This is a genomic window from Emcibacter sp. (assembly GCF_963675455.1).
Taxonomy (GTDB): domain Bacteria; phylum Pseudomonadota; class Alphaproteobacteria; order Sphingomonadales; family Emcibacteraceae; genus Emcibacter.
In genome coordinates, this window is sequence record NZ_OY776217.1 from 1,680,708 (window position 1) to 1,693,415 (window position 12,708).

Consider the following 12,708-nt stretch of genomic DNA (forward strand, 5'->3'; position numbering starts at 1 on the left):
TACTTCCCTGATGACAGGCACTGCGTAAAAGGGTATGTCTCAGAAAAAGCTATAACAGGAAAAGGAAGTTCCGGTGTCTGTATGGGGTACATTGCTGGGCGGGGCCGCAGGGCTGGCGCTGGGTGGGCCGATCGGCGCGCTGGTTGGCGCGTTTGCCGGCCATGTGGCGGTTAAAAAGATCGCCGAAAAAGTCGGCGGTCCGATTGGCGAGGCCACGGAAAAAATCACTTTCACCATCGGTGTGATTGCCCTGTCGGCCAAAATGGCCAAGGCGGACGGCATGGTGACCCGGGATGAAATCAATGTGTTCAAGCAGGCTTTCCGGGTGCCGGAAAGCGAAAGCCGCAATGTGGGCCGTCTGTTCAATCTGGCGCGTCAGGAAGCGACCGGTTACGAACCCTATGCCGCACAGCTGGCCCGTCTGTTCCATGATCAGCCGGCGGTGCTGGAGGAACTTCTCGATATCCTGTTCCATATCGCCATGGCCGACGGTGTCATGCATCCGGCCGAGGAAACCTTCCTCAAGCATGTGGCCCGGCTGTTCGGTTTTGACCAGGCCACCTATCACCGCATCCGTGAGGGGCACCTGGGCAAAGACCGACGCGATCCCTGGGTGATCCTCGGTCTGGAGCACACCGCTTCGGACCAGGAGATCAAGTCCCGCTACCGCAAACTGATCAAGGAACACCACCCGGATCTGCTGATGGCCAAGGGGGTGCCCGAGGAATTCATCGAGGTGGCCAATGAAAAACTGGCGGCCATCAATGAGGCCTACGACCGGATAGCCAAAGAACGGAAAATAAAATGAGCGCCGCCTCTGTCTGCGGGGGGAGGGTGCCATGCCGCTGATCCACCTGCTGTTCGGCATTGTTGTTGCCTTGGTCTGGGGGTTGAATTTTGTGGTCATGAAGATCGGACTTGAACAGCTTGATCCCTTCTGGTTTGCGACCCTCAGGTTTGCCATTGTCCTGCTGATGCTTCTGCCCTGGCTCAGGGTGGTGAAAGGCTCCATGAAGCATATGGCGCTGATCGGGATCTGTATCGGCGGGCTGCATTTCGGGTGTTCCTTCATGGCGCTGGATCTGGCCACAAAGGTATCGGCCATGGTTGTGGTGGTGCAGGCCAATATTCCCATCGCTATCTTGCTGGCCCATTTCTTTCTCGACGAGAAACTGAGTGCCTGGCGCACGGCGGGGATTGTTATTGCTTTTTCCGGCATTCTGATCATTTCATTCGACCCCGCCATTGCCGGGGAGGGGATTGCCATTATTGTCATCCTGATGGCGACAACGCTATATGCCGTCGGCACCACCCTGATGCGTCGTTTCCGCGGGCCCGGGGTGCTGACTACCCAGGCCTGGACGGCCTTTTACAGTATTCCCATTCTGCTGACCCTTTCTCTGGGCTTTGAAGAAGGACAGATCAGGGAACTTGTGGAACTGGACAGGTTGCACTGGGGCATGCTGATCTATACGGCGGCCTTGTCCTCTGTTGTGGGATACGGCGGGATTAATTTTCTGCTGAAGCATCATCCGGTGGCCCATGTGGCGCCGATCATGCTTCTGGTGCCGGTATTCGCGACTTTGTCGGCGGTGATTTTTCTGGATGAGGAACTGACGGTGAGATTCCTTGCGGGATCTGTGGTGACATTCTCCGGGATCGGTCTGATTCATTACCGGGACTGGATCCGCAATCGCAGGCTTGCCAAAGAACTTCTGCCCTGATGGGGGCTTGATCTTGTGGGGACAAGCGGGGATAGTTGGAACATGACAGCGCTGAAAATAATCGACAGTCCGTCCCTAAATTACGACGACCGGCGGGAAGGCGCAGACATCAGGTACCTGATTCTGCACTACACCGGTATGGCGAGCAGCGCGGAGGCCCTTGCCCGGCTCCGGGACCCGGACGCCAAAGTCAGCGCCCATTACCTGATCGGGGAAAGCGGGGAAATACACCGGCTGGTGCCGGAGGAAAAACGCGCCTGGCACGCCGGGGTTTCCAGTTGGGAAGGGGAAGATGATATCAACAGCTTCTCCATCGGTGTCGAGCTGGTCAATCCCGGCCATGACTATCCGGGCTATAAAGGTGATTACCGGCCTTTTCCAGCCATCCAGATGGAAACTCTTGCGCACTTATCCCGGCAGATCATCGAGCGCCATCATATCAAACCCTGGCATGTGCTTGGCCATTCCGATGTGGCGCCGGCGCGAAAGATCGATCCGGGGGAGCTGTTTGACTGGCAGTGGCTGGCCGGGCAGGGCATTGGCCTGTGGCCGGCTCAGGGCACGAAGGAGCCGCTTGAGTTGCGCGATTTACAACAGGCACTGCTGGACTATGGCTACGGCATAGAGGTGACGGGCAGGGAAGATGAACAGACGAGACTGGTGCTGTCCGCTTTCCAGCGTCATTTTCGGCCCGGGGATTTTTCAGGCAAGCCTGACGGGGAGAGCCGTGGTCTTCTTAAATCTTTGCTGCAGGTGAAGCAAAAAGATGTCGCCTAAGCGCCCCGGGACTCAGTTGCCGGAATGACGCGCATTTTCCTTATCGGGAAGCAGTCCTTCCGGTAAACTTTTAAGCGTTTGTTCCGTATTCGGGCCGGCGGGACCGGCGTCATAAACAAAGTCATCGTCACCGGAACATGCGCTGATCGAAAGAAGAAGAGCAAAAATCGCCAGTATTTTCAATGGGATGTTTATTGTGTTCATTGTTGTGGTTCCGGCACATCTTGATTTGAAATCCGTCACACTGTGCCCCATAAAAAAATCGTGCGCAAGTCCTCATCATTAGAACTTTGTCAATATTTTTGAGGTAAGTTGAAGCCTGCTAAATATGAAAGATAAAGGAACCCAGGGGGGAGAGAGATGTCTGGAGCGGCGCTTGATATGGATGCACAACGTGTTGAACAAATAAAAGAGGGTCTGAACTGCATGCGCATCTTCAAGAGGCGCACGGTTGTCTGGCCGTCCACCCTGTTTGTGGGTCCCCATGAATTCAAGTCTACCCTGTATGATATTTCCCTTGGCGGCATGCGCATGAAACTTGACCTGCCTCTGGCCCGGGGCGCCTATGTCAAAGTCAAAATCAAGGAACTGCAGAAGATGGACGCCCAGGTTGTGTGGCATTCTTCCGGTTTTATTGGTTTCAAGTTTGTGGACGATCCTGATATGGTCAGGGAAATCCTTGGTGAACTGGCCGTCGGAATGGATTAATTCCATATATTATTCAGTCTGTTATCAGAATTTTCTTGCGATTTCATCATTAAAAATAGTATTTTGGCGTCACCAGATGGCCGGATGACTGCTGCTGTATTCAGTAGAGGAAAGTCCGGGCACCACGGAAGGACGGTGCCGGCTAACGGCCGGCGGAGGCGACTCCAGGGAAAGTGCCACAGAAAGCAAACCGCCTGTCAAAGGGCAAGGGTGAAAGGGTGCGGTAAGAGCGCACCGCCTTCCTGGTAACAGGAAGGGCATGGTAAACCCCACCGGGTGCAAGATCAAATAGGAACGACTGGTTCCGGCTTTGGCCGGGCAGCCTTCTTTCGGGGCGTTGTTCGGGTTGATTGCAAGAGACGGCTGGCAACAGTCGCCGCAGATGAATGGTCATCGATCCGGGAAACCGGTGAACAGAACCCGGCTTACAGGCCATCTGGTATATTTTTTCCGGTTAATTTCCCTCTTTAGTGCTTTTTTGGGCGACGGGGGCTGTTTTTGTGAATAAGTTAACGGAATGTTAACTTTACATAAAATAATATTGTCCTACTATTTGCCTGCATTGACTTTATTTGAGGTGGCGAGATGCCTGACAAAGCGGTGAGATCCATACTGAGTACCATGCGCCAGCATAACCGTCGAACGGTTGTGTTGCCGGCAAAGCTTGATGTGGGCGATTATAAGTTTGACTGTACCGCCTATGATCTTTCACTGGGCGGCATACGACTGAAGGTCGACCTGCCTCTTGATGAGGGCGCCAGCGTCTATGTTCAGCTTAAAAACAAACTTAAACGGGCGGCGCAGGTCATCTGGTCTGCTGATGGTTTTGTCGGTTTGCGGTTTGTTGATAATCCTGAAACTGTACGGTCGTCGCTCGGTTCCCTGGCCGTCGGCCTGAGCTGATCTTTTCTCTCCCGCAGGGCCTGACGGGCTGCAGGATATTTTCTGCACGAGCCCTGCTTTCTTCATAAAATGGTTAACATATTGTTAATAAATGAAGAAACAAATATCCCCTTTCTACTTGCAAACGATTTTCTGCCTGCCTACCATTCATGCGTATGCAACTATGTAAATGCTTAAATTGTGTGGATGACGGCCAGTACAGGATATGCGTGAAGTTAAGAGTGTGACAAAAGAAAATCGCCGGGACCGGCGCCGGCAACCGGTTTTGTGGAAATCTGTACTGACTGTTGGTGAGTATAGTTTTGACTGCATTATGTATAATTTTTCTCTTAGCGGCGCACGGGTTAAACTCGACCTGCCGTTACAAAAAGGCGCTGAAACACTCCTGGACATCAAGAGCGAGTGGCAGATCAACGCGAAAGTTGTCTGGCAGAAGGACGGCTTTATAGGCCTGTCCTTTAGTCAGGATGACACGGAAACCCGGGTCATTTTTGGTGAAATTGCCGACCGTTTGTAATTTCCGTGTCAATCCCTGATCCCGGGACAGCCGATCTCATCTGAAATTCCGAGTCTTTTTGCTGAAACAGGCCTGATCAGGCCTGTTGATGAATAATTCCCCTTTTTGAAATCCTATTTGGGCGGACATGGTCCCGGATGGGATTTTTCTGTATTGGCGTGGGAATGTTCCCTAACGCACAGGAATAAAAGAACTTTCGCCGCTATTTCAGATCATTAATGTCTTGTTAACCCCACAAATATACCATGATATCCCATTGACTAGGCGTTAAATCCCATGATATCCCATATAGTGATTGTCAAAGGGGACGGTTGCCAGCAGAAAATATTATTTAAACCAGCGAACAGCCAGGGTGGGGAATGCCGAAATTTACTTCGACATTTACAAATAAAGTGGACAAAAAGGGTCGGGTATCGGTGCCGGCGTCTTTTCGTGCCTCTTTGCCCGAGGGATCCTGGCAGGGTATAGTAGCGTATCCGTCCTTTGTCCACGATGCCATAGAAGGCTGCGATAGCGATTATCTGGACCGGCTTTCCGACAGTATTGATGACCTTGCCCCTTATTCAGAAGAACATGACGCTTTCACCTTTTCAATCCTGTCGTCCAGCTCCCGGCTTTCCTTTGACAGCGAAGGCCGGATTATCCTGCCCCTGGAACTTCTTGAATTTGCCGGGATTACCGATCGCGTAACATTCGTCGGTCGCGGCAATACCTTCCAGATCTGGGCACCCGAGGCCTTCCAGGCCGAACTGGTCAAGGCCCGTGAACTTGCCCGGAAAAACCGCGACATGCTCAAATGGAAACGCCGGGATAGCGAAGGAGGGACGGAAGCATGACGCTGTCTCTTGCTGATTTTGATCCCCGTCATTTCCCGGTTCTGGTGAATGAGGTCGTGGAAGCCCTGTCGCCGGCCGACGGTGAGGTTCTTGTCGACGGCACCTTTGGGGCAGGCGGCTATAGCCGGGCAGCGCTTGCGTCGGCCAATTGTGTGGTTTGGGCCATTGACCGGGATCCCAACGTGATTTCGACGGCCGGGGAAGTGGAACAACAGTTTCCGGGCCGCTTTCATCTGCTTCAGGGCTGTTTTTCTGAAATGAAGGAACTGTTGGCGCAGGAAGGCATCAGCCAGGTCGATGGCGTGGCGCTGGATATCGGCGTGTCCTCCATGCAGCTTGACGAAGCCGGGCGCGGCTTTTCCTTCATGCAGGACGGACCGCTGGATATGCGGATGGGCGGCGATGTGCCAAGCGCCGCCGATGTGGTCAACGACATGGAAGAGGAAGACCTGGCCAATATTATTTATCGCTATGGCGAGGAACATAAATCACGCCGTATCGCCCGGGCCATAACCGAAGCCCGGCAGGAAGCGCCGATCACCAGGACCCGCCAGCTTGCAGATATCGTCAGCCGGGCCGTCGGCCAGAAAAGGGCTCCGCGCGGCAAAAAGCAGATCCATCCGGCAACCAGGACATTTCAGGCGCTCAGGATCTATGTGAATGACGAACTGGGCGAACTGGAGCGGGGGCTCGAAGCCGCCGAACAGATCCTGTCGCCCGGTGGCCGCCTGTGTGTGGTGACCTTCCATTCGCTGGAAGACCGCATCGTGAAGAATTTCTTCCGGGAACGGAGCGGTGAAACTGCCCGCGTTTCCCGTCATAGGCCGATGGCTCAGGATGGCGAAGATGAGCCGACCTTTGAAATGATTTTCCGGGGCGGTAAAAAGCCGTCGCGTGAAGAAATTGAACTGAATGCACGATCAAGATCCGCAAAACTGCGGGCCGGACGCAGAACGGCGGCCCCGGCCAGAGAGAGGGAGAAGGCAGCATGATCAGGATAGTGGCGTCACTGGCAGTCCTGCTGGTAATGATTTCGGCAGGTGCAGTTTATAACCTGAAAGAAGCAACCGAACGGCTGGAAGAACGCAAGCGTGATCTGGCCACCCGGATTCTGGAAGACAAAGCTGCCATCAAGGTACTTCGGGCGGAAATGGCCTACCTGTCCCGTCCCGAGCGCCTGCAACGTCTCAGTGAAAGATTCCTGGCGCTCAAGCCGTCCGGGAATATGCAGATGGTATCGTCGCTTGATCAGGTTTCCGGTCGTGGGGAAGTGCTCACGGCCAGTCTGCCGGTGGACAACTTTCGGCTTCTTCTGCCCCAGGCGAAACCCGGCGATGTGCCGGATAAATATCGTGCGGCGCCGGTTATAGTTGCCAGCAAAGCTGGTGAATTACAGGTCCGGGCCGAAAAGCCCGCCGTGCAGGCGCCGAAGAAAAGTTTCTTTGACAGAATAATGGTGAAACTGGAAAAAAATCAGTGAGATCAATCGATCTGCAGATAGAAGGAGCCGGTCAGGGCGCCATGGAGACGGCCAGAACCCGTCTTGTGGTGCCAATGGTTCTTTTTGTGCTGGGGTTCGGCTTTCTGCTGCTTCGCCTGATGTCCATCGGCATGTTTGGCGAACTGTCTGAGACAACACATTTTGCCGAGGCCGAGCAGGCGGACTATATCGCCGGACGGGCTGACATTGTAGACCGGAACGGGATTATTCTTGCCACGAATCTGGTGACATCTTCCCTGGCGGCGCGGCCCCATATGATTGCCGATCCGGAAAAACTGGCGGCTGAAATTTCCTCTATATTGAGAGACGAGAACCGTACCGAGATCCTGAACAAGCTCAAGTCTTCCCGTCGTCATGTCTGGATCAGCCGCAAACTGACGCCAAAGGAAGTCTGGCAGATTAACAGTCTCGGCAATCCAGCCCTTGAACTTGAGGAAGAAGAGAAAAGAATTTATCCGCACGGGCATCTGGCGGCTCATGTGCTGGGCTATGTGGGCATCGATACCCAGCCCTTTGCCGGTGTTGAACGTTTCTTTCAGGATCATCTGTCGGATCCTTTGCGCTCCGGCGAGCCGCTGGTGCTGTCGCTGGACATCCGGGTTCAGCATATCCTTTACACCGAACTGAAAAAATCCATGGATAAATTTCAGGCAGCCGGGGCGGCCGGACTGGTGATGGATGTGCAGACCGGTGAAATTCTGGCCCTGAGCAGCCTGCCGGATTTCGATCCGAATAACCCCCCGGGAGGCGCCAGCGAAGTGTTGTTCAACAGGCTGACCCAGGGGGTTTATGAAATGGGGTCCGGATTCAAGACCTTTACGGTGGCCATGGCCCTTGAAGAGCGGGTAGTGAGCCTGGAAGGCGGCTATGATGCTACAGATCCCCTGAAGGTGGACCGCTTTACCATCCATGACGATCATGCCAAAAAACGCTGGCTTAATGTGCCGGAGATTTATACCTACTCCAGCAATATCGGGTCTGCCCTGATGGCCCGGGATGTGGGTGTGGAAAAACAGCGGGAATTTCTTCATAAAATCGGTATGTTTGAGGCACCGGGTATTGAATTGTCAGGGGTGGCCACCCCCCTCCTGCCGCGCCAGTGGGGGGAAGTGGAATCCATGACCGTTTCCTATGGTCACGGCATTGCCATTACGCCGGTGCAACTGGCCACCGGAATTTCGGCAATGGTCAATGGCGGACGTCATATTCCTGCCACCTTGCTGCGTAAAAGTGACAGTGAAAGGTTCCTGATTGCCGGCGGGAACAGTGAGACAATCACACCTCGTGTTATCTCGGAAGAGACAAGCCGAACCATGCGTGACCTGATGCGGCTCGCCGTTGAATATGGAACCGGTGGTGCAGCGGATGTGGATGGCTATTTTGTCGGGGGGAAAACCGGAACTGCGGAAAAGCCTGGGGAAGGCGGCTACCGGAAAAAGGATCTGATTTCTTCCTTTGTCGGTGCATTCCCCATGGATGATCCGAGATATGTGGTTTTTGCCATGCTGGACGAACCGAAAGGCACTGAGGATACATTTTATTTCGCCTCTGGCGGATGGACAGCGGCTCCGCTTGTCGGGGATGTGGTTCGCCAGATTGGCCCGCTTCTGGGGGTCGCGCCGGAAAAGCGCCGGAAACCCCGATATGAAAACTTGATTTTAACCTCTGCAAACAGGGATGAGCACCACTGATGAAGCTTTCCGATCTGCTGAAAGATGCCAGAACCAGATTTTCCGCCGGACTTGTCGTGACCGGGGATGTCGAGGTCAGCGGCATTACGGCCGACAGCAGGAAGGTCGAGCCGGGTTTTGTGTTTGTGGCGCTGCCGGGCCTGACCTTTAACGGGGCCGATTTTATTGAGGATGCCATCGGAAAAGGCGCTGTTGCGATCCTGTGCGTGCCGTCTGCAAGGACGGCAAATGACAGTGTTATCTGGATCACTCATGAAGGTCCCGGTCGGGTTTTCCCCCATATGGTTGCGGCATATTTCCGCCGCCAGCCGGAACATCTGGCGGCTGTCACCGGCACCAACGGCAAAACCTCGGTGGCGTCCTTTACCAAACAGATCTGGGAACATATGGGCCTCAAGGCGGCGTCGGTTGGCACGCTGGGTGTGATTGCGCCGGGCTATAACGACTATACCGGCATGACAACGCCGGATCCCGTGACACTGCACAAGGCCATGAGCGACCTGTGTGACCTGGGCATTGACCATGTGGTTTTCGAGGCCTCCAGCCATGGCCTCGCCCAGCACCGGATGGACGGCCTGAATATTTCTGCGGCGGCCTTCACCAACCTGACGCGGGATCATTATGATTATCACGGCAGTGAAGAAAATTATTTTTACGCCAAAAGCCGCCTGTTCGGCGAGGTGATGAAGCCGGGCAGTACGGCGGTGCTTAACGCGGACTGTCCGATCGTCCGTGAAGTTGCCGATATCTGCTGGGCGCGCGGGCATCATGTGATTACAGTTGGCCGTCTGGACGGCGATATCCGCCTGTTGCACCAGACATCCAACCCGACTGGTCAGGAAATCACCGTTTCCCATGGCGCCAATATCTATGACATCAAGCTTTCACTTGTCGGCAGTTTTCAGGCCTTTAACGCCCTGATGGCGGTCGGGCTGGTGATCGGATGCGGTGGTGACCCGGATCAGGCTTTCAAATCGCTGTCCTATCTGCGCCCGGTGGAAGGGCGCATGGAGCAGGCCGGCCGGCATCCGTCCGGGGCGCGCATCTATGTGGATTATGCCCATACGCCGGATGCACTGGAAACGGCGCTTGAGGCACTGAAACCGCATGTGAGAGGCAAACTGGCGGTGGTTTTCGGCTGTGGCGGTGACCGTGATACCGGCAAGCGGGAACTGATGGGTCGTGTCGCCTGTGAAAAGGCAGACCGGGTTTACGTGACGGATGACAATCCCCGGTCCGAAGAGCCGTCAGCCATTCGGACCGAAATCCTCAAGGGTTGCCCGTTGGCCGCAGAAATAGGCAACCGGGCTGAGGCCATCAGGCAGGCTGTGGACGAACTGGAAGCCGGTGACCTGTTGCTGGTGGCCGGTAAAGGACACGAGCGCGGTCAGGAAATTGCCGGTCAAATACATGAATTCGACGATGTGTCAGAAGTACGTTCGGCCATCGCCAGTCTTTCCGTTGAGAAAAAAGGTCGGGGTACGACATCGGGAGGGGTGCGAACATGACAGAAAATGCCTTATGGACCGGTCGGGAACTGGCAGATGTCTGGAAGGTTGAGATTGATGACAACCTGGCCTGTTACGGGGTATCAATTGACAGTCGCACTGTTGAGGACGGCGATTTGTTTTTTGCCCTGGTCGGGCCCAATTCCGACGGCCATGACTATGTAAAAATGTCCCTCGAAAAAGGCGCTGCCGCAGCCGTTGTTACACATATTCTTGAGGATGTGGACCCGGACCGGCAGATTGTTGTGCCAGATGCGTTTGATGCCCTGGTGAAGCTTGGCAGGGCGGCCCGGGCCAGGGTGGATATTCCCATCATTGCGGTTACCGGCAGCGCCGGCAAGACGGGCACCAAGGAAGCCCTGCGTCTGGCTCTGAGCCGGGACAAGAAGACCCATGCCAGTATCCTGAGCTATAATAACGAAATTGGTGTGCCCCTGTCCCTGGCGCGGATGCCGCGCGATGCGGCTTATGGTATTTTCGAGATGGGCATGAACCACAAGGGGGAATTGGCCAAGCTGGTCAAACTGGTGCGGCCCCATGTGGCTATTATTACCACGGTTGAACTTGCCCACGGCGAGTTTTTTGAGAATGTGGAAGAAATCGCTGATGCCAAGGCGGAAATCCTGACCTGTATGGAAGGCGAAGGCGTTGCCATTCTTAATCATGACAATGACCATTATGCCCGGCTGGAACAGCGGGCCCGGGAAGCCGGCGTCGGCCGTGTGATTTCCTTCGGCAGTGATCCGGCTGCGGATGTCCATATCCTGCGCCAGGTCATGCATGATACCTGTAGCTGCGTGGTGGCAGACCTTTGCGGCAAGGTGATGGTCTATAAGGTCGGCATGCTGGGACAGCACTGGATCATGAATTCTCTGGCGGTGCTGGCGGCGGTGGCCCAGGTCGGCGGCGATCTCGGGCTGGCCGGACTGGCGCTGGCGGAAATGACACCACTCAAGGGACGGGGGAAGCGCCACCGGATCTTTTTCCGCGATGGCAGCGAGGCCTCGTTCCTGCTGATCGATGAAAGCTACAATGCAAACCCGGCGTCCATGCGGGCAGCTCTTGCCGGGCAGAGCCAGGTCAGGCTTAATCATCGCGGCCGGCGGATTGCTGTTCTGGGTGATATGGCGGAACTTGGCGAGGATACGGTCCAGTTGCACGCCGGACTTGCTGATGCCCTTACAGAGGCCGAGATCGACAGGGTTTATCTGGTCGGTGAGAATATGAAACATCTGGCCGACAATATGAATGAACAGATCTATTGTGCATGGTTCAAAAGCCTTGATGACCTTGAACCGGCATTGCTTGGGGATCTGCAGGACAATGACGTGGTGATGGTCAAGGGATCAAACAGCAGTGGAATGTTCCGGCTGGTCGACAGAATGCTTGAAATGGTATCACCGAATATTAAAAAGGCCGTAAGCGCGTAATCAGGACGGACCCAAAATGCTCTATAGTTTGTTATATCCCCTCAGTGACGATTTCGGTCTGTTTAATCTGTTCCGTTATCTGACGTTTCGTACTGGTGGCGCATTGTTTACAGCCTTTCTGATCAGCTTCCTGTGCGGGCCGAGTATTATCGGCTGGCTCAAGGTTCGTCAGAAGAAGGGGCAGCCTATCCGCACCGACGGTCCGGAGGGACATTTACTGACCAAACAGGGAACCCCGACAATGGGCGGTTTTCTGATCCTGCTTGGTCTCACCCTCAGTACCCTTTTGTGGATGGACCTCAGCAGCCCCTATGTCTGGGCCTGTCTGACGGTAACCAGCGGTTTCGGGGTGATCGGATTTCTGGATGATTACCGCAAGATCACAAAATCCAGTTCCGCCGGTGTTTCAGGCCGGGTCAAGCTGCTGCTTGAAATCATAGTGGCGCTGGCGGCTGTCCTGATCATTACCCAGGCTGCGGCCGAAGAGACCCGCAGCATGCTGGCTCTGCCGTTTCTCAAGGATACCATGGTCAATCTGGGCTGGTTTTATATTCCGTTCGCCCTCCTGGTTATTGTCGGCTCCTCCAACAGCGTTAATCTGACCGACGGCCTTGACGGTCTTGCCATCATGCCGGTGATCATTGCCTCGGCGACTTTTGCCCTGATCGCCTATCTGGTGGGCAACAGCATCTACTCCGGTTACCTGCAACTGACCTATGTGCCCGGCACCGGTGAGCTTGCCGTTTTTTGCGCCGCCATTATCGGGGCGGGGCTAGGGTTTCTATGGTATAATGCGCCGCCGGCCATGATCTTCATGGGAGATACAGGCAGCCTGTCCCTGGGTGGCGCTCTGGGAACTGTGGCCGTGATTGCCAAACATGAAATCGTGCTGGTCATTGTCGGCGGTTTGTTTGTGCTGGAAACTGTGTCTGTGATTATGCAGGTGGTTTCCTTCAAGCTGACCGGCAAGCGGGTGTTTCGCATGGCGCCGATCCATCATCATTATGAAAAGAAAGGCTGGGCGGAACCGACTATTGTGATCCGCTTCTGGATCATTGCAGTGCTTCTGGCGCTGGTTGGTCTGGCTACTTTAAAACTGCGATAGGAACAAAT

General features: G+C 54.8%; 14 protein-coding genes and 1 other RNA gene. 14 read left to right on the forward strand and 1 reads right to left on the reverse strand.

Features of this window, described 5'->3' with window-relative positions; all coding sequences use genetic code 11:
- Nucleotides 1-73 precede the first annotated feature (73 nt).
- The 3 genes from ACORNT_RS07705 to ACORNT_RS07715 are packed head-to-tail and all read left to right on the forward strand — an operon-like array spanning nucleotide 74 to nucleotide 2,501.
- Nucleotides 74-808 (forward strand): TerB family tellurite resistance protein, encoded by a 735-nt coding sequence (locus ACORNT_RS07705; protein ID WP_321397699.1) that lies wholly within the window; start codon nucleotides 74-76, stop codon nucleotides 806-808.
- A gap of 31 nt (nucleotides 809-839) precedes the next feature.
- Nucleotides 840-1,724 carry a DMT family transporter gene (locus ACORNT_RS07710; protein WP_321397701.1) on the forward strand — a complete coding sequence of 295 codons (885 nt, stop codon included), beginning with the start codon at nucleotides 840-842 and terminating at the stop codon, nucleotides 1,722-1,724.
- A 42-nt stretch (nucleotides 1,725-1,766) separates the two neighbouring features.
- On the forward strand, nucleotides 1,767-2,501 hold the full coding sequence (locus ACORNT_RS07715; RefSeq protein ID WP_321397704.1) for an N-acetylmuramoyl-L-alanine amidase: 735 nt from the start codon (nucleotides 1,767-1,769) through the stop codon (nucleotides 2,499-2,501).
- A gap of 12 nt (nucleotides 2,502-2,513) precedes the next feature.
- Here ACORNT_RS07715 and ACORNT_RS07720 read toward each other — a convergent pair whose 3' ends face one another.
- Nucleotides 2,514-2,744, reverse strand: coding sequence for a hypothetical protein (locus ACORNT_RS07720; RefSeq protein ID WP_321397707.1), 231 nt, complete (start codon nucleotides 2,742-2,744; stop codon nucleotides 2,514-2,516).
- A 138-nt stretch (nucleotides 2,745-2,882) separates the two neighbouring features.
- Between ACORNT_RS07720 and ACORNT_RS07725 the strand changes: the two genes are divergently transcribed.
- From ACORNT_RS07725 to mraY, 11 genes are all read left to right on the forward strand, one after another.
- Nucleotides 2,883-3,209, forward strand: a complete 327-nt coding sequence (locus ACORNT_RS07725; RefSeq protein ID WP_321397711.1) for a PilZ domain-containing protein — start codon at nucleotides 2,883-2,885, stop codon at nucleotides 3,207-3,209.
- Nucleotides 3,210-3,281: 72 nt separating this feature from the next.
- An RNA gene (gene rnpB, locus ACORNT_RS07730) (RNase P RNA component class A) lies at nucleotides 3,282-3,653 on the forward strand.
- 141 nt (nucleotides 3,654-3,794) lie between these two features.
- Complete coding sequence (locus ACORNT_RS07735; RefSeq protein WP_321397713.1) at nucleotides 3,795-4,112, forward strand: PilZ domain-containing protein; 318 nt, start codon at nucleotides 3,795-3,797, stop codon at nucleotides 4,110-4,112.
- 205 nt (nucleotides 4,113-4,317) lie between these two features.
- Nucleotides 4,318-4,629 carry a PilZ domain-containing protein gene (locus tag ACORNT_RS07740; RefSeq protein WP_321397715.1) on the forward strand — a complete coding sequence of 104 codons (312 nt, stop codon included), beginning with the start codon at nucleotides 4,318-4,320 and terminating at the stop codon, nucleotides 4,627-4,629.
- 359 nt (nucleotides 4,630-4,988) lie between these two features.
- Nucleotides 4,989-5,465, forward strand: a complete 477-nt coding sequence (mraZ, locus tag ACORNT_RS07745; RefSeq protein WP_321397718.1) for a division/cell wall cluster transcriptional repressor MraZ — start codon at nucleotides 4,989-4,991, stop codon at nucleotides 5,463-5,465.
- Complete coding sequence (gene rsmH / locus ACORNT_RS07750; RefSeq protein ID WP_321397721.1) at nucleotides 5,462-6,457, forward strand: 16S rRNA (cytosine(1402)-N(4))-methyltransferase RsmH; 996 nt, start codon at nucleotides 5,462-5,464, stop codon at nucleotides 6,455-6,457. The genes mraZ and rsmH overlap by 4 nt, the downstream gene beginning before the upstream one ends.
- Complete coding sequence (gene ftsL / locus ACORNT_RS07755) at nucleotides 6,454-6,945, forward strand: cell division protein FtsL (protein ID WP_321397723.1); 492 nt, start codon at nucleotides 6,454-6,456, stop codon at nucleotides 6,943-6,945. The genes rsmH and ftsL overlap by 4 nt, the downstream gene beginning before the upstream one ends.
- Nucleotides 6,942-8,657: a penicillin-binding protein 2 gene (locus tag ACORNT_RS07760; RefSeq protein ID WP_321397726.1), complete on the forward strand. Its 1,716-nt coding sequence runs from the start codon at nucleotides 6,942-6,944 to the stop codon at nucleotides 8,655-8,657. The genes ftsL and ACORNT_RS07760 overlap by 4 nt, the downstream gene beginning before the upstream one ends.
- A complete protein-coding gene (locus ACORNT_RS07765) occupies nucleotides 8,657-10,165 on the forward strand; it encodes a UDP-N-acetylmuramoyl-L-alanyl-D-glutamate--2,6-diaminopimelate ligase (protein ID WP_321397728.1) in 1,509 nt (502 codons plus the stop codon). Before ACORNT_RS07760 ends, ACORNT_RS07765 begins: the two co-directional genes overlap by 1 nt.
- Nucleotides 10,162-11,595, forward strand: a complete 1,434-nt coding sequence (locus ACORNT_RS07770) for a UDP-N-acetylmuramoylalanyl-D-glutamyl-2,6-diaminopimelate--D-alanyl-D-alanine ligase (protein ID WP_321397733.1) — start codon at nucleotides 10,162-10,164, stop codon at nucleotides 11,593-11,595. The genes ACORNT_RS07765 and ACORNT_RS07770 overlap by 4 nt, the downstream gene beginning before the upstream one ends.
- 16 nt (nucleotides 11,596-11,611) lie before the next feature.
- Nucleotides 11,612-12,700 (forward strand): phospho-N-acetylmuramoyl-pentapeptide-transferase, encoded by a 1,089-nt coding sequence (gene mraY / locus ACORNT_RS07775; protein WP_321397736.1) that lies wholly within the window; start codon nucleotides 11,612-11,614, stop codon nucleotides 12,698-12,700.
- The last annotated feature ends 8 nt before the right edge of the window (nucleotides 12,701-12,708 follow it).

What these genes read in the sequence shown, in the direction of transcription:
- mraZ (WP_321397718.1), top strand. Translation starts at nt 4,989, where the DNA reads ATGCCGAAATTTACTTCGACATTTACAAATAAAGTGGACAAAAAGGGT.
- ACORNT_RS07715 (WP_321397704.1), top strand. Translation starts at nt 1,767, where the DNA reads ATGACAGCGCTGAAAATAATCGACAGTCCGTCCCTAAATTACGACGAC.
- ACORNT_RS07765 (WP_321397728.1), top strand. Translation starts at nt 8,657, where the DNA reads ATGAAGCTTTCCGATCTGCTGAAAGATGCCAGAACCAGATTTTCCGCC.
- ACORNT_RS07740 (WP_321397715.1), top strand. Translation starts at nt 4,318, where the DNA reads ATGCGTGAAGTTAAGAGTGTGACAAAAGAAAATCGCCGGGACCGGCGC.
- ACORNT_RS07725 (WP_321397711.1), top strand. Translation starts at nt 2,883, where the DNA reads ATGGATGCACAACGTGTTGAACAAATAAAAGAGGGTCTGAACTGCATG.
- rsmH (WP_321397721.1), top strand. Translation starts at nt 5,462, where the DNA reads ATGACGCTGTCTCTTGCTGATTTTGATCCCCGTCATTTCCCGGTTCTG.
- mraY (WP_321397736.1), top strand. Translation starts at nt 11,612, where the DNA reads ATGCTCTATAGTTTGTTATATCCCCTCAGTGACGATTTCGGTCTGTTT.
- ftsL (WP_321397723.1), top strand. Translation starts at nt 6,454, where the DNA reads ATGATCAGGATAGTGGCGTCACTGGCAGTCCTGCTGGTAATGATTTCG.
- ACORNT_RS07735 (WP_321397713.1), top strand. Translation starts at nt 3,795, where the DNA reads ATGCCTGACAAAGCGGTGAGATCCATACTGAGTACCATGCGCCAGCAT.
- ACORNT_RS07710 (WP_321397701.1), top strand. Translation starts at nt 840, where the DNA reads ATGCCGCTGATCCACCTGCTGTTCGGCATTGTTGTTGCCTTGGTCTGG.
- ACORNT_RS07770 (WP_321397733.1), top strand. Translation starts at nt 10,162, where the DNA reads ATGACAGAAAATGCCTTATGGACCGGTCGGGAACTGGCAGATGTCTGG.